At 70.1% G+C, this 17,549-nt stretch carries 17 protein-coding genes; 4 read left to right on the top strand and 13 right to left on the bottom strand.

Annotated features, from left to right (window positions below; translation table 11 throughout):
- The first annotated feature begins 6 nt into the window (after window positions 1–6).
- The gene (locus ACIBQX_RS38365) at window positions 7–1,647 is read left to right on the top strand and encodes an amidohydrolase (protein WP_397013412.1); all 1,641 of its coding nucleotides are present in this window, start codon (window positions 7–9) and stop codon (window positions 1,645–1,647) included.
- A 55-nt stretch (window positions 1,648–1,702) separates the two neighbouring features.
- On the opposite strand, the gene ACIBQX_RS38370 is transcribed toward ACIBQX_RS38365, so the two are convergent.
- The 5 genes from ACIBQX_RS38370 to gap form a co-directional block, all read right to left on the bottom strand.
- Window positions 1,703–2,047 (bottom strand): RNA polymerase-binding protein RbpA, encoded by a 345-nt coding sequence (locus tag ACIBQX_RS38370; RefSeq protein WP_189140373.1) that lies wholly within the window; start codon window positions 2,045–2,047, stop codon window positions 1,703–1,705.
- A gap of 71 nt (window positions 2,048–2,118) precedes the next feature.
- On the bottom strand, window positions 2,119–2,349 hold the full coding sequence (gene secG, locus ACIBQX_RS38375; protein ID WP_397013414.1) for a preprotein translocase subunit SecG: 231 nt from the start codon (window positions 2,347–2,349) through the stop codon (window positions 2,119–2,121).
- Between the two features lie 99 nt (window positions 2,350–2,448).
- A complete protein-coding gene (gene tpiA, locus ACIBQX_RS38380) occupies window positions 2,449–3,225 on the bottom strand; it encodes a triose-phosphate isomerase (protein WP_397013415.1) in 777 nt (258 codons plus the stop codon).
- A gap of 1 nt (window position 3,226) precedes the next feature.
- Window positions 3,227–4,414 carry a phosphoglycerate kinase gene (locus ACIBQX_RS38385; RefSeq protein WP_397013417.1) on the bottom strand — a complete coding sequence of 396 codons (1,188 nt, stop codon included), beginning with the start codon at window positions 4,412–4,414 and terminating at the stop codon, window positions 3,227–3,229.
- 47 nt (window positions 4,415–4,461) lie between these two features.
- A complete protein-coding gene (gene gap, locus ACIBQX_RS38390) occupies window positions 4,462–5,466 on the bottom strand; it encodes a type I glyceraldehyde-3-phosphate dehydrogenase (protein WP_397013419.1) in 1,005 nt (334 codons plus the stop codon).
- Between the two features lie 185 nt (window positions 5,467–5,651).
- Between gap and ACIBQX_RS38395 the strand changes: the two genes are divergently transcribed.
- The gene (locus ACIBQX_RS38395) at window positions 5,652–6,281 is read left to right on the top strand and encodes a hypothetical protein (protein WP_397013421.1); all 630 of its coding nucleotides are present in this window, start codon (window positions 5,652–5,654) and stop codon (window positions 6,279–6,281) included.
- A gap of 107 nt (window positions 6,282–6,388) precedes the next feature.
- On the opposite strand, the gene whiA is transcribed toward ACIBQX_RS38395, so the two are convergent.
- From whiA to uvrA, 8 genes are all read right to left on the bottom strand, one after another.
- Complete coding sequence (gene whiA, locus ACIBQX_RS38400) at window positions 6,389–7,369, bottom strand: DNA-binding protein WhiA (RefSeq protein WP_397013423.1); 981 nt, start codon at window positions 7,367–7,369, stop codon at window positions 6,389–6,391.
- A 71-nt stretch (window positions 7,370–7,440) separates the two neighbouring features.
- On the bottom strand, window positions 7,441–8,358 hold the full coding sequence (gene yvcK, locus ACIBQX_RS38405) for a uridine diphosphate-N-acetylglucosamine-binding protein YvcK (protein ID WP_397013486.1): 918 nt from the start codon (window positions 8,356–8,358) through the stop codon (window positions 7,441–7,443).
- Window positions 8,359–8,438: 80 nt separating this feature from the next.
- Entirely contained in the window at window positions 8,439–9,308 is an 870-nt protein-coding gene (gene rapZ, locus ACIBQX_RS38410) for an RNase adapter RapZ (RefSeq protein ID WP_397013425.1), read from the bottom strand.
- Window positions 9,305–11,206 (bottom strand): excinuclease ABC subunit UvrC, encoded by a 1,902-nt coding sequence (uvrC, locus tag ACIBQX_RS38415; RefSeq protein WP_397013487.1) that lies wholly within the window; start codon window positions 11,204–11,206, stop codon window positions 9,305–9,307. Before uvrC ends, rapZ begins: the two co-directional genes overlap by 4 nt.
- 108 nt (window positions 11,207–11,314) lie before the next feature.
- Window positions 11,315–11,770 (bottom strand): Rieske (2Fe-2S) protein, encoded by a 456-nt coding sequence (locus tag ACIBQX_RS38420; protein ID WP_397013427.1) that lies wholly within the window; start codon window positions 11,768–11,770, stop codon window positions 11,315–11,317.
- 46 nt (window positions 11,771–11,816) lie between these two features.
- A complete protein-coding gene (locus ACIBQX_RS38425) occupies window positions 11,817–12,278 on the bottom strand; it encodes a Rieske (2Fe-2S) protein (protein WP_397013429.1) in 462 nt (153 codons plus the stop codon).
- 105 nt (window positions 12,279–12,383) lie between these two features.
- Window positions 12,384–12,815, bottom strand: a complete 432-nt coding sequence (locus ACIBQX_RS38430) for a Rieske (2Fe-2S) protein (RefSeq protein ID WP_397013431.1) — start codon at window positions 12,813–12,815, stop codon at window positions 12,384–12,386.
- A 186-nt stretch (window positions 12,816–13,001) separates the two neighbouring features.
- Window positions 13,002–15,842 carry an excinuclease ABC subunit UvrA gene (uvrA, locus tag ACIBQX_RS38435; RefSeq protein WP_397013433.1) on the bottom strand — a complete coding sequence of 947 codons (2,841 nt, stop codon included), beginning with the start codon at window positions 15,840–15,842 and terminating at the stop codon, window positions 13,002–13,004.
- A 237-nt stretch (window positions 15,843–16,079) separates the two neighbouring features.
- Between uvrA and ACIBQX_RS38440 the strand changes: the two genes are divergently transcribed.
- Both ACIBQX_RS38440 and ACIBQX_RS38445 read left to right on the top strand, forming a co-directional pair.
- Window positions 16,080–16,871, top strand: a complete 792-nt coding sequence (locus ACIBQX_RS38440; protein ID WP_397013435.1) for a maleylpyruvate isomerase family mycothiol-dependent enzyme — start codon at window positions 16,080–16,082, stop codon at window positions 16,869–16,871.
- Window positions 16,868–17,524, top strand: a complete 657-nt coding sequence (locus ACIBQX_RS38445) for an MBL fold metallo-hydrolase (RefSeq protein WP_397013437.1) — start codon at window positions 16,868–16,870, stop codon at window positions 17,522–17,524. The genes ACIBQX_RS38440 and ACIBQX_RS38445 overlap by 4 nt, the downstream gene beginning before the upstream one ends.
- Window positions 17,525–17,549: the final 25 nt, after the last annotated feature.

Here is a 17,549-nt window from a genome sequence, read left to right on the forward strand (position 1 = left end):
CCGGGCATGATGGGCGGCACCGAGATGGGAGACAGCCCTGTGGACATCCTCTTCAGAGGCGGACGCGTGTTCACCGCCACGGACGGCTTCGCCGAGGCCGTCCTGGTGCGGGACGGGACGATCGCCGCCGTCGGCGCCGAGCGGGAGCTCGCCCGGCTCACCGCCGCGTACGACATCGTGGACCTGGACGGGGGGCTGCTCGTGCCGGGGTTCACCGACGCGCACCTGCACCCCGTCCAGGCGGGTCTCGAGCGCGCCAGATGCGACCTGTCGGAGCTGTACGGGCTCGGCGACTACCTCGACGCCGTGCACGCCTACGCCGAGGCGAATCCCGGCAAGGAGTGGATCGACGGCGGCGGCTGGGACATGACGGCGTTCCCCGGCGGGCTGCCCCGGCGCGAGCAGCTCGACTTCCTCGACCGGCCGGTCTACCTGATCCAGCGCGACCACCATGCCGCCTGGGTCAACAGCCGGGCGCTGGAGCTGGCCGGGATCACCAGGGACACGCCGGATCCGGCCGACGGGCGGATCGAGCGCGACGCCGACGGCGCCCCCAGCGGCGTCCTGCACGAGGGCGCGATGGACCTGGTGGGCCTGCTCACGCCCCGGCCCACCGCCGAGGACCTCGACGCGGCCCTGGCCGACGCCGAGCGTCACCTGCTGTCCCTGGGCATCACCGGCTGGCAGGACGCGATCGTGGGCTCGTACGCGGGCTCCGACGACCAACTCCCCACCTACCTGTCGGCGGCGCGCTCGGGACGGCTGCGGGCGCGGGTGGTAGGGGCGCTGTGGTGGGACAGGACCCGCGGCCTGGAGCAGATCGACTCCCTGGTGGCGCGCCGGGCCTCCGCCGAGGGGCTGGACCGCTTCGCGGCGACCTCGGTGAAGATCATGCAGGACGGCATCACGGAGAACTTCACCGCCGCCACACTGGAGCCCTACTGCCGCTGCGGCGGCACGGGCCTGTCGTACGTGGACCCGGCCAAGCTCAAGGAGTACGTCGCGGAGCTGGACCGGCTGGGCTTCCAGGTGCATTTCCACGCGATCGGCGAGCGGGCGGTGCGTGAGGCGCTGGACAGCTTCGAAGGCACCGACCCGGCCAACCGGCACCACATCGCGCACCTGCAGATCATCGAGCCGTCGGACGTGCCGCGCTTCGCCGCGCTCGGCGTCACCGCCAACCTGCAGCCGCTGTGGGCCACCCACCACGCGCAGATGGACGAGCTGACGCTGCCCTTCCTCGGCGAGCCCCGTTCGTCGTGGCAGTATCCGTTCGCTGACCTGCTGGCGCACGGCACCTCGTTCTGCGCGGGCAGCGACTGGCCGGTGTCGACCGCCGACCCGCTGCAGGCCATGCACGTGGCGGTGAACCGCACCGAACCGGGCAGCTCGGTGCACGCGGACTACCCGACGGCGCGGACACCGTTCCTGCCGGAGCAGCGCATCGACCTGGCGACCGCGATGACCGCCTACACGGCGGGCTCGGCCTGGATCAACCGCTCCCCCGCCGGCGTGATCGAGCCGGGCCGCCCGGCGGACCTGGTGGTGCTGGACCGCGACCCGTTCGCGCTGCCCGCCGCGGAGATCTGGACCACCGGGGTCCGCATGACCTTCATCGACGGCGTCCCCGTCCACGAACGGCCGTAGCACAACAGCGTGGCCCCGGCGACAACGGTCGCCGGGGCCACGCTCACGTACGGTCCTACCAGGGGGACTTGTTGTTGCGCAGACGCTCCAGCGCTTCCTCGAGGATCGCCTTGCCGTCCTTGTCGCTCCTGCGCTCCTTCACATACGCCAGGTGCGTCTTGTACGGCTCGTTCCGGGGCGGGGCAGGCGGGGCCGCCTCGTCCTGACCGGCCGGGAGCCCACAACGCGGACAGTCCCAAAGCTCGGGAACCGCCGCGTCGCTGGCGAAGCTGGGGCGCGTCTCATGCATGTTGGCGCACCAGAACGAGACCCGCACTCTCGGAGCTGCCTCGCCGCGCTCGGCCTCCCCCATAGGGCCGGCGCCGACTCGGCTGCCACGGATCGCGTTGCCACTACCCACGGATGAACTCCTCGCTCGATCGCCCCGTGAGACACGGGGGGAGAATCACTGTCACGCGTTTACTTGGCCTCTCAGGGCCTGACGACCAGGCCCAGAGCGATGATGCAGACGAACCAGACCACGCCCGTGATGACGGTCAGCCGGTCGAGGTTGCGCTCCACCACCGAGGAACCACCGAAGTTCGACGAGAAGCCACCGCCGAACATGTCAGACAGGCCGCCTCCCTTGCCCTTGTGGAGCAGGACGAGAAGGATCATGAGAAGACTCGCCAGGGCGACGGCGATGGAGATTCCGAGTTCCACGGTATGCCTGTTCCTTCAATGCTCTGTTACGCGTGACGATTCAAACTTGCTTCTTGAGGGTACGGCCTGTTGTCAAGTCGCACCCCCAGAACGACTCAGTTAGCCAGGCATATCGGAGAAACGGCAGATTCGCACGAGCTCCGGGGCATCGATGCTGGCACCGCCCACGAGCGCGCCATCGACGTCCTGTTGCGCCATGATCCCCGCTATGTTTCCCGACTTGACCGAGCCTCCGTAAAGGATACGGACTGACGAGGCCACTTCGGCGTCGTAGAGCTCCGCGAGTCGCACTCGCAGCGCCCCGCAGACCTCCTGGGCGTCCTCGGGGGTGGCCACCTCGCCGGTACCGATCGCCCATACCGGCTCGTAGGCCACCACCATCGATTTTGCCTGATCGGCGGAGACCTTGCGCAGGCCGCCGTCGAGCTGGCCCAGCGTGTGCGCGATCTGACCGCCCGCCTGGCGCACCTCCAGCCCCTCGCCCACGCAGAGGATGGGGGTGAGCGAGTGGCGCAGGGCCGCCTGCACCTTGGCGTTGACCAGGTCGTCGTCCTCACGGTGGTACTGACGCCGCTCGGAGTGGCCGGCCAGCACGAACGTGCAGCCCAGCTTGGCCAGCATGGCGCCGGACACCTCACCGGTGTAGGCGCCGGGGTCGTGCGCGGACAGGTCCTGGGCGCCGTAGAGGATGCGCAGCTTGTCGCCGTCGATGAGCGTCTGCACGCTGCGCAGATCCGTGAACGGCGGCAGGACCGCGATCTCGACCTTGTCGAAGTCCTTGTCGTTGAGCGCGAAGGCCATCTTCTGGACCAGCGCGATCGCCTCAAGGTGGTTGAGGTTCATCTTCCAGTTGCCGGCGATGAGCGGCTTTCTCAAGTCAGTCCTCCAAGGCGGCGAGTCCGGGCAAGGTCTTGCCCTCGAGGTATTCCAGGCTCGCCCCGCCACCGGTGGAGATGTGGGAGAAGCCGTCTTCTGCCAGGCCGAGCCTGCGCACGGCCGCCGCCGAGTCGCCGCCGCCCACCACGGTGAAGGCGTCGGAGGCGATCAGCGCCTCGGCCACCGCCCGGGTGCCGCCGGCGAAGGCCCCGAACTCGAACACGCCCATGGGGCCGTTCCAGAAGACGGTCCTGGCGTCGGCCAGCTTGGCCGCGAACAGCTCCCGGGTCTCGGGCCCGATGTCGAGCCCCTCCCGGTCGGCCGGGATCCGGGTGGCGTCCACGACGTCGTACGGCGCGTCCTCGGCGAAGCCGGTGGCGGCCAGCACGTCGACGGGCAGCACCAGGTCGACGCCGCGCTTGGCCGCCTCGTCGAGGAAGCCGCGCACCTGGTCGAGCTGGTCGGCCTGCAGCAGTGAGTTGCCCACCTCGTGGCCTTGGGCCGCGAGGAAGGTGTAGGCCATGCCGCCGCCGACGAGGAGCCGGTCGACCTTGGTGAGCAGGTTGGCGATGACGCCGAGCTTGTCGCTGACCTTGGCGCCGCCGAGCACGACCACATAGGGCCGCTCGGTGTCCTCGGTGAGCTTGCGCAGCACCTCCACCTCGGCCACGACCAGCCCGCCCGCCGCGTGCGGCAGCAGCGCGGGCACGTCGTAGACGCTGGCGTGCTTGCGGTGCACGGCGCCGAAGCCGTCACCCACGTAGAGCTCGGCCAGCGCCGCCAGCCTCTCGGCGAACGCACGGCGGGTGGCGTCGTCCTTGGACTCCTCACCCGGCTCGTAGCGCAGGTTCTCCAGCAGGGCCACCTGGCCCTCCTGGAGGCCCGCCACGGCGCTCTGCGCGCCCGGCCCCGCCACGTCGGTGGCGAAGGCCACGTCCTGGCCGAGCAGCTCGCCCAGGCGCCGGGCCACCGGCCGCAGCGAGAACTCGGGCTTCGGCTGGCCCTTGGGCCTGCCGAGGTGGGCGCAGACGATGACCTTCGCCCCGGCCTCGGCCAGGGCGGTGATCGTGGGCACGGAGGCGCGGATGCGCCCGTCGTCGGTGATCGTCTCACCGTCGAGCGGCACGTTGAGGTCGGCGCGCACGAGCACGCGCCGGCCCTTGACGTCGAGATCGTCCAGCTTGCGCAACTAAGCTCCTCCCGTCCGCTCGGACGGCCCGGTGCGGCGGCCTCCGGTCACAGGTCCTTGCCCACCAGCTCGATGAGGTCGGCGAGGCGGTTGGAGTAGCCCCACTCGTTGTCGTACCAGCCGACGACCTTCACCTGGTTGCCGATGGCCTTGGTCAGGCCGGCGTCGAAGATGCAGGAGGCCGGGTCGGTGACGATGTCGGAGGAGACGATCGGGTCCTCGGTGTAGCTGATGATGCCCTTGAGCGGCCCCTCGGCGGCGGCCTTGACCGCGGCGTTGACCTCGTCGGCGGTGACCTCGCGGCCGAGGTCGACGGTGAGGTCGGTGGCCGAGCCGGTGGGGATCGGCACGCGCATCGCGAAGCCGTCGAGCTTGCCCTTGAGCTCGGGCATGACCAGGCCGATGGCCTTGGCGGCGCCGGTGGAGGTGGGCACCACGTTGAGCGCGGCGGCGCGGGCGCGGCGCAGGTCCTTGTGCGGGCCGTCCTGCAGGTTCTGGTCCGCCGTGTAGGCGTGGATGGTGGTCATCAGACCCCTCTCGATGGTGAAGGTGTCGTGGATCACCTTCGCCATCGGGGCCAGGCAGTTGGTGGTGCAGGAGGCGTTGGAGACGATGGTGTGCCGCGCCGGGTCGTAGGCGCCGTGGTTGACGCCCATCACGACGGTGACGTCCTCGTTCTTCGCCGGGGCGGAGATGATGACCTTCTTGGCGCCGTTGTCGACATGCGCCCTGGCCTTGTTGGCGTCAGTGAACAGGCCCGTGGACTCCACGACCACGTCCACACCGAGGTCGCCCCAGGGCAGCTTGCCCGGATCGCGCTCCGCGAAGACCTTGATGGCCTTGCCGTCCACGGTGATCTCGTCGCTGGAGGCCTTCACCTCGTACGGCAGACGGCCCAGGATGCTGTCGTACTTCAGCAGGTGGGCCAGCGTCGCATTGTCGGTCAGGTCATTGACCGCGACGATCTCGATGTCCTTGCCACTGGCGGCGACCGCGCGCCAGAAGTTGCGACCGATGCGGCCGAAGCCGTTGACGCCTACGCGGATGCTCACGGAACCGATCTCCTCGTACGTGATGGCGGACTACTTACCTCAACCATCGAACCCTATCGGAACCAAATTGGTTTAGACCACTGCAACCCCCGCCTTGGGAATCGCTGTTCAGGAGGCATAGTTTGCGTGGTTCGAGTAAAGTGCCCGACTCGTCGGAGTAAATTAGGCATTCTCTGGGGGCTGAGATGTCACACAAGGGGTCCGGCCTGCTGCGCGGACTGATCATCGGGTTGATCGCGGCGTTACTGACGGCGGCGGCATACGGCACGTGGCTCTTCTACCGCGTCCAACTGCCTTACGACGTCCGGTGGCTCGGCGGCGGAGACGTGCTGCCCGCCGCCGGCGCCTTCGTGGTCGGGCTCGTCACCGCTCTCGCGCACTGGGCGGCGCGGGCGCGGAGTCTCCTCCTGCCGTTCAGCGCGGCGCTGTACGCACTGGCGGCCATGGCGCTCGGCTGGATCGGCGGCCAGACCGCCCACATCATCATCAACGTAGGTTTTCCGGCTGACACCTCGGAGAAAATCCTCGGCATCCTGGAGGAGGTGGCACTGGGGACGGCGACCTTGTTCCGGGTCTCACCCGACCATTGGCGGGATCTGTCCATCGCCGCGGGCACCGCCCTGCTCCTCACCCTGCTGCGCGTGCTGCGCCTGCGCCGCCGCGCACGGCTCGCCCAGGCCGCCGCCGAAGAGGAGACGCCCGCGGCGGACCGGGAGGCCGATTACCGCGCCCCCTTCGAGCCGCTCCAGGCCGCCAAGCCCGCCGCCGCCCCGCCCAACCTCTTCAGCCCCCCGCCCGACCGCGGCGAGGCCTGACCTCACTCTCCCGTACTCTCCCGTACGAATTCCGTACGAATTCCGTACGGGAGAGTGAGTACGGCAGGGACCGGGCGGCCGTGGCCGCAGGCACGGCGCGTCGCAGGTCAGGACGACAGCATGTCGACCGTGAGGTTGGCCTCGGTGTTGGGGACGCCGAGGTCGGAGGCGCGCTTGTCGGCCATGGCCAGCAGTCGCCTGATCCGGCCCGCGATGGCGTCCTTGGTCAGCGGCGGGTCGGCGATCTGCCCCAGCTCCTCCAGAGACGCCTGCTTGTGCTCCACCCGCAGCCGCCCGGCCACCACGAGGTGCTCGGGCGCCTCGTCACCGAGGATCTCCAGCGCGCGCTGCACCCTCGCGCCCGCCGCGACCGCCGCGCGGGCCGAGCGGCGCAGGTTGGCGTCGTCGAAGTTGGCGAGGCGGTTGGCGGTGGCCCGGACCTCGCGGCGCATCCGCCGCTCCTCCCAGGCCAGCACGCTGTCGTGCGCGCCGAGCCGGGTGAGCAGGGCGCTGATGGCGTCGCCGTCACGCACCACGACGCGGTCCACGCCGCGCACCTCACGGGCCTTGGCGTGGATCTTGAGCCGCCGGGCGGAGCCCACCAGGGCCAGCGCGGCCTCCGGGCCCGGGCAGGTGACCTCCAGGGACATGGACCGTCCCGGCTCGGTGAGCGAGCCGTGCGCGAGGAAGGCCCCCCGCCAGGCCGCCTCCGCGTCACAGGCCGCGCCCGCCACCACCTGGCGCGGCAGCCCCCGCACCGGCCGCCCGTGGTTGTCGATCAACCCCGTCTGGCGGGCGAGCGCCTCGCCGTCGCGGTAGACGCGCACCACGTAACGTGAGCCCTTGCGCAGCCCGGCGGGCGCGAGCACGAGCACCTCCGCCTTGTGGCCGAACACCTCGCCGATGTCCTTGATCAACCGCCGTGCGGTCGCGTTGGTGTCAAGCTCCGCCTCGATCACGATGCGCCCGCCCACGAGATGCAGGCCGCTGGCGAACCGCAGCAGCGTGGACACCTCCGCCTTGCGGCAGCAGGGCTTGAGCACCGGCAGGCGGCTCAGCTCGTCCTTCACCACACCCGTCATCGCCATAAGCGTTAGTCCTCCCCCATTCAGACCGGCTCACAGCAGTCTCTCGCACCTTTCCGCCGCGCCGACCAGGATCAACGCTTCTGGAGGAAAATCTCGTCCAGGACGGAGGCAAGACGTCGTGGGTCATGCCGGGGCGAGCCGTCGGAGGCGGCCACGTCGGCCATGACCAACCGCGCGCCGAACCCGGCGGCGGCCTTGTCAAGGGCGTCGGGGTCGTCGACCACCCCGGCGTCGGCGAGCACGACGTCCAGCGACAGGCCCGGGGCGTGCTGTCTGAGCACCTCCAGGTGCTGCTGCGGGGAGAAGTCGTCGGTCTCGCCCGGCTGCGGCGCGAGGTTGAGCGTGACGAGCCGCTGGGCCCGCGTCCGGTGCAGCGCCCTGGCCAGCTCGGGCACCTTGAGATGCGGCAGCACACTGGTGAACCACGAGCCGGGCCCGAACACCACCCAGTCGGCCTCCAGCACCGCCTCGACGGCCTCCGGCCGCGCGGGCGGATCCTCGGGCACCAGGGTGACCGACTGCACCCGGCCGGCGGTCTGCGCGCACGCCACCTGGCCGCGCACCGTGGAGATCACCCCGTCGAGCTCCACCTGGGCGACGATGTCGAGCGGCACCGACGCCATCGGCAGCACCCGGCCGTGCGCGCCGAGCAGCCGCCCCACCCAGTCGAGCCCGGCGACGGGGTCGCCGAGCAGCTCCCACAGCGCCACGATGAGCAGGTTGCCCACGGCGTGCCCGTGCAGGTCTCCCTCGCTGCGGAAGCGATGCTGGACGACCTCGCTCCAGGTGCTGCCCCACTCGTCGTCGCCGCACAGCGCCGCCAGCGCCATCCGCAGGTCACCCGGGGGCAGCACGCCGAGCTCGCGCCTGAGCCTGCCGCTGGAGCCGCCGTCGTCGGCGACGGTCACCACCGCGGTCAGCGCGTCGGTCACCACGCGCAGAGCCGACAACGAGGCGTAGAGGCCGTGCCCGCCGCCCAGCGCGACCACCTTCAGGCCGCCGGGCGGATCCTGCGTCCTGGACGAGATCCGGCTTAACTCGCTCGCGGCCGCGCCGAGGCGTTCATCGGTCACTCCCGCCCCACATCCCGGTGACTCACCTGGACCTCCATGCCGCGGTCGCGCAGGCGGGCGGCTATCTGCTCGGACATGGCCACGCTGCGGTGCTTGCCACCCGTGCAGCCGACGGCGAGCGTGGCGTAGCTCTTGCCCTCGCGCGCGTAGCCCCCCGCGATGACCTTGAGGACCTCCTCGTATGCGTCGAGGAACTCCTTGGCGCCGGGCTGGCCGAGCACGTAGTCGCGCACGGACGGATCCATGCCGTTCATCGGCCGCAGCTCCGGCACCCAGTGCGGGTTGGGCAGGAACCGGCAGTCGACCACGAGGTCGGCGTCGACCGGCAGGCCGTACTTGAACCCGAAGGACACCACGTTGACCCGCAGGCCGGGCCGGTGGTCGCCGCCGAAGTAGGCGACGATCCTGCCGCGCAGCTCGTGCACGTTGTGCGCGGAGGTGTCGATGACCAGGTCGGCATTGGCGCGCACCTCGCGCAGGATGCCGCGCTCGCGGGCGATGCCGTCGACCAGCCGGCCCTCGCCCTGCAGCGGGTGGGGGCGGCGCACGTTCTCGAAGCGGCGCACCAGCTCCTCGTCGCTGGCCTCCAGGAAGACCACGCGCACCTTGACGCCACGGCCCTCGAGCTCCTCGATGGCGGCGTTGAGGTCGGTGGTGAAGGCCAGGCTGCGTACGTCCACGACGGCGGCGACCTTGTCGGCCGCCAGCTTGACCTTGCCGGCCTCCTCGGCCATGGCGAACAGCAGCCCCGGTGGCAGGTTGTCGATGACGAACCAGCCGAGGTCCTCCAGGGCCTTGGCCGCGGTGCTCCGCCCAGCCCCCGACATGCCGGTGACGATGACGAACGCCGGCTCGGTGGTGTTCACTGTCCATCCCCCTTCAGGGTCGACACGATCACGTCGGCGGTGGCCGGGCCGATGCCCGGGACCTCGCAGATCTGCTCCGCGGTGGCCTCGCGCAGTTTCTTCACCGAGCCGAAGTGCTTGAGCAGCGCCTGACGGCGCGCCGGTCCGAGGCCGGGCACGCTGTCGAGCGCGCTCTCCTTCACGGACTTGGACCTCTTGGCTCGATGGTAGGTGATGGCGAACCTGTGTGCTTCGTCTCTGACACGTTGCAGCAGGTAGAGGCCCTCGCTTGAACGGGGCATGATCACCGGTTGGTCGTCGCCCGGCAGCCACACCTCCTCCAGCCGCTTGGCCAGGCCGACCACGGCGACGTCGTCGATGCCGAGCTCGTCCAGGGCGCGCTGCGCGGCGGCGGCCTGCGGCCCGGCGCCGTCGACCACGACCAGATTGGGCGGGTAGGCGAACTTGCGCGGCTTGCCCGTCTCCGGGTCGATGGGGCCGTGGGCGTCGTCCTCGGCGGCCAGCTCGCCGGTCGCGGAGCGCTCCTCCAGATAGCGCCGGAACCGGCGCATGATGACCTCGTGGATGGAGGCGACGTCGCCTTCCTTGGACTTGACGGCGAAACGCCGATACTCGCCCTTACGGGCCAGGCCGTCCTCGAACACCACCATCGAGGCCACGACGTTCTCGCCCTGGAGGTGGGAGACGTCGTAGCACTCGATGCGCAGCGGCGCCTGCTCCAGATCGAGCGCGTCGGCGATCTCCTGCAGCGCCTTGCTGCGCGTAGTCAGATCGCCGGCCCGGCGGATCTTGTGCTGGGCGAGCGACTCCTTGGCGTTGCGCTCGACGGTCTCCATCAGCGACTTCTTGTCGCCGCGCTGCGGCACGCGCACGTCCACCCGGGCGCGGCGCTGCTCCGACAGCAGCTCGACCACCGCCTCGGCGTCCGGCGGCAGCGTCGGCACGAGAACCTCGCGGGGCATCGACTCGGCGCCCGCCTCGCCGTACATCTGCAGCAGGAACTGCTCGACCAGCTCGCCGGGCGTGACCTCGTCGACCTTGTCGACCACCCAGCCGCGCTGGCCGCGGATGCGCCCGCCGCGCACATAGAACACCTGGACGGCGGCTTCGAGCGGGTCCTCGGCGAGCGCGATCACGTCGGCGTCGGTGGCCTCGCCCAGCACCACCGCCTGCTTCTCCAGCGCCCGCTGCAGCGCCTGGATGTCGTCGCGCAGGCGGGCGGCGCGCTCGTACTCCTGCTCGGCGGCGGCCGCGCGCATGTCCTGTTCGAGGCGCTTGATGAAGCGGGTGGTGTTACCGCCCATGAAGTCGCAGAAATCCTCGGCCAGGTCGCGGTGCTCCTGCTCACTGACCCTGCCGACGCACGGGGCCGAGCACTTGTCGATGTAGCCCAGCAGGCACGGCCGGCCGATCTGCCCGGCCCGCCGGAACACCCCGGCGCTGCACGTGCGCACCGGGAAGACGCGCAGCAGCAGGTCGACGGTCTCGCGGATGGCCCAGGCATGGGAGTAGGGGCCGAAGTAGCGGGTGCCCTTGCGCTTGGCGCCGCGCAGCACCTGCACGCGCGGGAAGTCCTCGCCCATGGTGACCGCGAGGTAGGGGTAGGACTTGTCGTCGCGGTACTTCACATTGAAGCGCGGGTCGAACTCCTTGATCCAGGAGTATTCGAGCTGCAACGCCTCCACCTCGGTGCCGACGACGGTCCAGTCGACGTCCGCGGCGGTGGTCAGCATGGACTGGGTGCGCGGATGCAGGGCGGAGAAGTCGGCGAAGTAGGAGTTGAGCCGCTGCCGCAGGCTCTTGGCCTTGCCGACGTAGATCACTCGGCCGTGGGCGTCCTTGAACCGGTAGACCCCGGGGGAATCGGGGATGGAGCCTGGTTTGGGCCGGAAACTCAAGGGGCTGCCCGCTGATCTCGCCACGATTCCAGCCTAATGGCCCGCACCGACAAGGAAGCCCGCCGTACCTTCGAGCCAGGTACGGCGGGCGGAGCGGAAGCGTACGGGTCAGGCGAGCGTGATCTGGTCGCCCTCCACCTTGATCTCCTGCGCGGGGAGCGGCTTGGTCGCCGGACCCTGCGTCACCGAACCGTCCTCGATCTTGAACTTGCTGCCGTGGCACGGGCAGTCGATGAGCCCGTTCTCGATGCTGGCCACCGCGCAGCCCTGGTGGGTGCAGCTCGCGCTGAACGCCTTGAACTCACCCTCCGTCGGCTGGGTGACCACGATCTTCTGCTCCTTGAAGATCTTGCCGCCGCCGACGGGGATGTCGGCGGTCTTGGCCAGTCCCTCGGCGGCCGCGGGGGCACTCGACGTGGCCGGCGCACTGGCCGCCGGCTCACTCGTCGCGGGCGCGGCGGTCGTGGTGTCACCGCCCGCGCCACACGCGGTCAACGCCAGCGCCAGGCCGCCCGCGCCGACGCCCGCGAACACCGTTCTACGACTCTTAAGGTCATCTCCCATGCGGCACAGCCAAGCGTACGCACCTGAGAAATTGATGAATATCGCCTTACGCGAGCCTGATCTTGCCGTCCGCCACCTTGATCTGCTTCTCCTCCAGCGGCTCGCCGGCGGGCCCCTTGGCCACGGAGCCGTCCTCGATCTTGAACTGGCTGCCGTGGCAGGGGCAGTTGATCACACCGTTGGAAATGCTGGCCACCGTGCAGCCCGCATGGGTGCAGGTCGCGCTGAAGGCCTTGAACTCCCCCTCCGTCGGCTGGGTGATCACCAGCTTCTGGCCCTCGAATATCTTGCCGCCACCCGTGGGAATGTCACTGGTCTCGGCGAGCGCCTTCGGCGCCTTGGCCTTCTTCGTCGGCGCGGCCGACGACTCTTCGTCGCCGACGGGCTCCTCAGCCGGATCCGCCACCACCGTGGTGGGCGAGCCATAGCTGGCGCACGCTGTCAGCACTGCGGCCAGCCCGGCGCCTCCGGCTCCGAACACCACCGCGCGGCGCGTCGATTCGGTCATGGTGCGTCCTCCCAGGTATTGGGTTTCACTTCAGGTACGTCTCCCGCCCTGACCCGGGTTCAGCGTGCCGTGACCCAATCCCGCGCACTACGCAGAATTACCCGTTCACACCACCACGATGCCGTCGCCCTCGACCTTGACCTGGTAGGCGACCAGCGACTTGGTCGCGGGGCCCGTCATCACCTTGCCCGTGTCGGCGGCGAACTCGCTGCCGTGACACGGGCATCTCAGCACGTTGTCCCGCGGCGCGCCGACCGCGCACCCGCGATGCGGGCAGGCGGAGCTGAACGCCTTGTAGACGCCCTTCGACGGCTGCGTCACCACGATCTTCCACTTGCGCACCACCGTGCCGCCGCCGACGGGCACGTCGGCGGTCTTCGCGATCACCTGTCCCTTGATCCCGGCCACGGGCTTGGCCTCGGCGTCGCCGGCGCCGCACCCGGCGAGCGCCAGCCCGCAGGCCGCGACCCCGGCCGCCCCCAGCGCCTCGCGCCGCCCGACCGCGGGCATGGCGGAGCCCCCCTCAGTAACCGTCATCGCCGCTGACCCCTCCGCGTCCCCGCTGACCTCGTGCAGGTCAGGCCGTTACCGTCCCTTCACCCTAGGGGCGGCACCCCTCGGTCCCGTCAGCGGGTGGCAAGACCCACGGCCGCACGCCGGCACGGCCCCTGACGAGCTGCCAGGTGCCCTTTCTCCCGTACGTCTCCTCAAGTCTGCAGGGATCTAGACGGACAGGATCTTGCGCAGGAAGCGTCCCGTGTGGCTCTCGTCCACCAGGGCGACCTCCTCCGGCGTGCCGGCCGCGACCAGGGAGCCGCCGCGTGAGCCGCCCTCGGGCCCCATGTCGATGACCCAGTCGGCCGTCTTGATGACGTCGAGGTTGTGCTCGATGACGATGACCGAATTGCCGCCGTCGACCAACCGCCCGAGCACCCCGAGCAGCCTGCGGATGTCCTCGAAGTGCAGGCCCGTGGTGGGCTCGTCGAGGACGTAGATGGTCCGCCCGGTCTGTCGGCGCTGCAGCTCGGAGGCGAGCTTGACGCGCTGCGCCTCGCCGCCGGACAACGTGGTGGCCGGCTGGCCGAGCCGTACGTAGCCCAGGCCGACGTCGTTGAGCGTCTGCAGGTGGCGCTTGATCGCCGGGATGGCGTCGAAGAAGGCGAGCCCCTCCTCGATCGGCATGTCGAGGATCTCGGCGATCGTCTTGCCCTTGTAGTGGACCTCCAGCGTCTCCCGGTTGTAGCGGGCGCCGTGGCAGACCTCGCAGGGGACGTAGACGTCGGGCAGGAAGTTCATCTCGATCTTGATGGTGCCGTCGCCGGAACACGCCTCGCAGCGGCCGCCCTTGACGTTGAAGCTGAACCTGCCGGGTTGGTAGCCGCGCACCTTGGCCTCGGCGGTGGCGGCGAACAGCTTGCGCACGTGGTCGAACACGCCGGTGTAGGTGGCCGGGTTGGACCTCGGGGTGCGGCCGATCGGCGACTGGTCGACGTGCACGACCTTGTCGACCTGGTCCATGCCGTTAATGCGCGCGTGGCGGCCGGGCACCGTGCGGGCGCCGTTGAGCTCCTTGGCCAGCGCGTTGTAGAGGATGTCGTTGACCAGCGTGGACTTGCCGGAGCCGGACACGCCGGTGACCGCGGTGAACACGCCGAGCGGGAAGTCGATGTCGACGCCCTGGAGGTTGTGCTCGCGCGCGCCCTTGACGGTGATCTGGCGCTTCCTGTCGCGCTTACGGCGCTTGGCGGGGATCGGGATGCTCCTGCGACCGGACAGGTACTGGCCGGTCATGGACTCCTCGCTGGCCAGCAGCTCCTGCACCGTGCCGGAGACGACGACCTGGCCGCCGTGCTCGCCGGCCCCCGGGCCGATGTCGACCACCCAGTCGGCGGCGGCGATGGTGTCCTCGTCGTGCTCGACCACGATCAGCGTGTTGCCCATGTCGCGCAGCCTGATGAGCGTGTCGAGCAGCCGCATGTTGTCGCGCTGGTGCAGGCCGATGGAGGGTTCGTCGAGCACGTAGAGGACGCCGACCAGGCCGGAGCCGATCTGCGTGGCCAGCCGGATGCGCTGCGCCTCGCCGCCGGCCAGGGTGGCGGCGGCGCGGTCCATGGTGAGGTAGTCGAGGCCGACGTCGAGCAGGAAGCCCATCCGGGCGTTGATCTCCTTGACCACCCGCTCGGCGATGTGCATGTCGCGCTCGGACAGCTTGAGCGCGGCCAGGAACTTCGCGCACTCGCCGATCGACATGCCCGCCACGTCGGCGATCGACTTGCCGGCCACCGTGACGGCCAGCGTGACCGGCTTGAGCCTGGCCCCCTTGCAGGCCGGGCAGGGGATCTCGCGCATGTAGCCTTCGAACCGCTCGCGGGTCGCGTCGCTCTCCGCCTCGGCGTGCCGGCGCTGCACCCACGGGATGACGCCCTCGAAGGTGGTGTAGTAGGAGCGCTGGCGGCCGTAGCGATTGCTGTAGCGGACGTGCACCTGCTCGTCGTGGCCGAACAGCAGCGACTTCTGCGCCTTCTTGGGCAGCTTCTCCCACGGCGTCGCGAGGGTGAAGCCCATGGTGTGGCCGAGCGCCTCGACGAGACGGACGAAGTATTCGCTGGTGTGGCCGCCCGACCAGGGGTGCAGCGCGCCCTCGCCGAGCTCGCGCTCGGGGTCGGGGACGACCAGGTCCGGGTCCACCTCCATCTTCGTGCCGAGGCCGGTGCACTCGGGGCAGGCACCGAACGGCGAGTTGAAGGAGAACGAGCGCGGCTCCAGCTCCTCGAACGACAGATCGTCGTAGGGGCAGTAGAGGTGCTCGGAGTAGAAGCGCTCGCGGCCGGGGTCGCCCTCCGGCAGGTCGACGAACTCCAGCGTGATCGTGCCGCCGGACAGCTGCAGCGCGGTCTCGACCGAGTCGGTGAGCCTGCGCCGCGCCGCATCCTTGACCGACAGGCGGTCGACGATGACCTCGATGTCGTGCTTCTCGTACTTCTTGAGCGTCGGCGGCTCCTCCAGCCGCACCACCGTGCCGTCGACCCTGGCGCGGGCGAAGCCCTTGGTCTGCAGCTCGCGGAACAGCTCGCCGTACTCGCCCTTACGGCCTCTGACGACCGGGGCCAGCACCTGGAACCGGGTGCCCTCCTCCAGGTCCATCACCCGGTCGACGATCTGCTGCGGGGTCTGCCTGGCGATCGGGCGGGCGCAGACCGGGCAGTGCGGCTTGCCGATGCGGGCCCACAGCAGCCGCAGGTAGTCGTAGACCTCGGTGATCGTGCCGACGGTGGAGCGAGGGTTCTTGCTCGTCGCCTTCTGGTCGATCGACACCGCCGGCGACAGGCCCTCGATGAAGTCGACGTCGGGCTTGTCCATCTGGCCGAGGAACTGGCGCGCGTACGCCGACAGCGACTCCACATAACGGCGCTGACCCTCGGCGAAGATCGTGTCGAAGGCCAGGCTCGACTTGCCGGAGCCGGACAGGCCGGTGAAGACGATCAGAGCGTCTCGCGGCAGGTCCAGCGAGACGTCCTTGAGGTTGTGCTCTCGTGCACCACGCACGATCAGGCGGTCTGCCACGGTGATCCCGGATGTCGAAAGGCGGATAGGTCCACGGGGGATGGTAGACGGGGGGTCCGACAATTTCGGCAGGGCCGCATGCGGCCTGGCGGAAATCCGTCCCTCTCAGGTTACGGCCTACTCCCACCCCGACAGGAGGCCTTCCCCATTCAACCCCGCGACCTGCCCGTTTATGCCCCTCACCGGCGGCCGGGCCGGTCATGCCCAACCTGATCACAGATGATGAAATATCAAATCATGACTCTTCTGCAGAGACTGCTGGCCGAGATGGCCACCGCCAACGATCGGTTGCTGACCACCGCCGCCTCCCTGTCCGACGACGACGTCCTCCTACCGTCCCGCCTGCCCGGCTGGTCCAGGGGCCACGTGCTCGTCCATGTCGCCAGGAACGCCGACAGCCACGTCAACCTGCTCACCTGGGCCAGGACGGGCGTCGTGACCCCGCAGTACCCGAGCCCGGCCGTCCGCGAGCAGCAGATCGAGTCCCGCGCCGCCCTCCCGGCCGCCGAGCACGTCGCCGACCTCAGGGACAGCGTCGCCCGCCTCGACGCCGCGATCCGCGACCACCCGGAACAGGCGTGGCAGGCTCCGGTGGCCGGCCTGCGCCCGCCCCCCCATCCCGCCTGGTACATCGTGGTCAGGAGGCTGCGCGAGCTGGGCATGCACCACGTCGATCTCGGCGCCGGATACCGCCCGTCGGACTGGGCCGACGCGTTCGTCCGCAGAGAGCTGAACGACTGCCTCATGACCTGGTCGCGCGAGCACAGCACGGTCAGCGCGGTGCGCTTCACCGGCTCCTCACGCACACCGTGGCACGACCTCGGCCAGGGCCCCGAGGTGGAGGGTGCGCCGACGGACGTCCTGGCCTGGCTCACCGGAAGATCGGCGGGCGAGGGCGTTAAGGTGGTGCCAGTGGGACGATCGTCGCGACCCGGCGCGGCAGGCCAGGACCTTCCGCCGGCACCACCGTGGCTGACGATGACCGCCCCCGCTGACCTGCCCGCGACGCCACCGAAGGACTACCCATGACCTACACAGGCGACGTTCAGGTCGGCGGCCCCGCCGACGTGCGGAAGCTGCCCGGTCTGACGATCTACAAGCTCGCGGTCGGCCCGTACGACAACAACGCCTACCTGCTGCGCTGCACCGAGACGGGCGACGGGCTGCTCATCGACGCGGCGGCCGAGCCGGACCGGCTGCTCGCCCTGGTGGCCGACCAGCCGATCAGCGCCATCGTCACCACCCACCAGCACGGCGACCACTGGCAGGGGCTGGAGCAGGTGGCCACGGTGACCGGCGCGCAGGTGCTGGCCCACCCGCTGGACGCTCCCGGCCTGCCCATCCCGGTGGACCGCACGATCGAGCACGGCGACCGCATCGCCGTCGGCGTCGTCACCGTCGAGGCCATCCACCTGCGCGGCCACACCCCTGGCTCGGTCGCCCTGCTCTACGACGGAGGCGCGGACGAGCAGCACCTGTTCACCGGCGACTCGCTCTTCCCCGGCGGAGTGGGCAACACCCAGAAGGACCCCGAACGCTTCCAGCAGCTCTACACGGACGTGGTCGAGCGCCTGTTCGACCGCCTCCCGGACCACACCTGGGTCTACCCGGGCCACGGCAAGGACACCACCCTCGGCGCCGAACGCCCCTCCCTGCCGGAGTGGAAGGCCCGAGGCTGGTAACCGGGGGGGGGGGGGGGGGGGGGGG

The sequence above is a fragment of the Nonomuraea sp. NPDC049714 genome, from assembly GCF_044465295.1.
Lineage (GTDB): Bacteria > Actinomycetota > Actinomycetes > Streptosporangiales > Streptosporangiaceae > Nonomuraea.

Bases quoted from the DNA above. Each gene is read 5' to 3' on its own strand.
- ACIBQX_RS38445 (WP_397013437.1), top strand. From the start codon at position 16,868: ATGACCTACACAGGCGACGTTCAGGTCGGCGGCCCCGCCGACGTGCGG.
- ACIBQX_RS38440 (WP_397013435.1), top strand. From the start codon at position 16,080: ATGACTCTTCTGCAGAGACTGCTGGCCGAGATGGCCACCGCCAACGAT.
- ACIBQX_RS38425 (WP_397013429.1), bottom strand. From the start codon at position 12,278: ATGACCGAATCGACGCGCCGCGCGGTGGTGTTCGGAGCCGGAGGCGCC.
- ACIBQX_RS38430 (WP_397013431.1), bottom strand. From the start codon at position 12,815: ATGACGGTTACTGAGGGGGGCTCCGCCATGCCCGCGGTCGGGCGGCGC.
- ACIBQX_RS38420 (WP_397013427.1), bottom strand. From the start codon at position 11,770: ATGGGAGATGACCTTAAGAGTCGTAGAACGGTGTTCGCGGGCGTCGGC.
- ACIBQX_RS38365 (WP_397013412.1), top strand. From the start codon at position 7: ATGATGGGCGGCACCGAGATGGGAGACAGCCCTGTGGACATCCTCTTC.
- whiA (WP_397013423.1), bottom strand. From the start codon at position 7,369: ATGGCGATGACGGGTGTGGTGAAGGACGAGCTGAGCCGCCTGCCGGTG.
- ACIBQX_RS38395 (WP_397013421.1), top strand. From the start codon at position 5,652: ATGTCACACAAGGGGTCCGGCCTGCTGCGCGGACTGATCATCGGGTTG.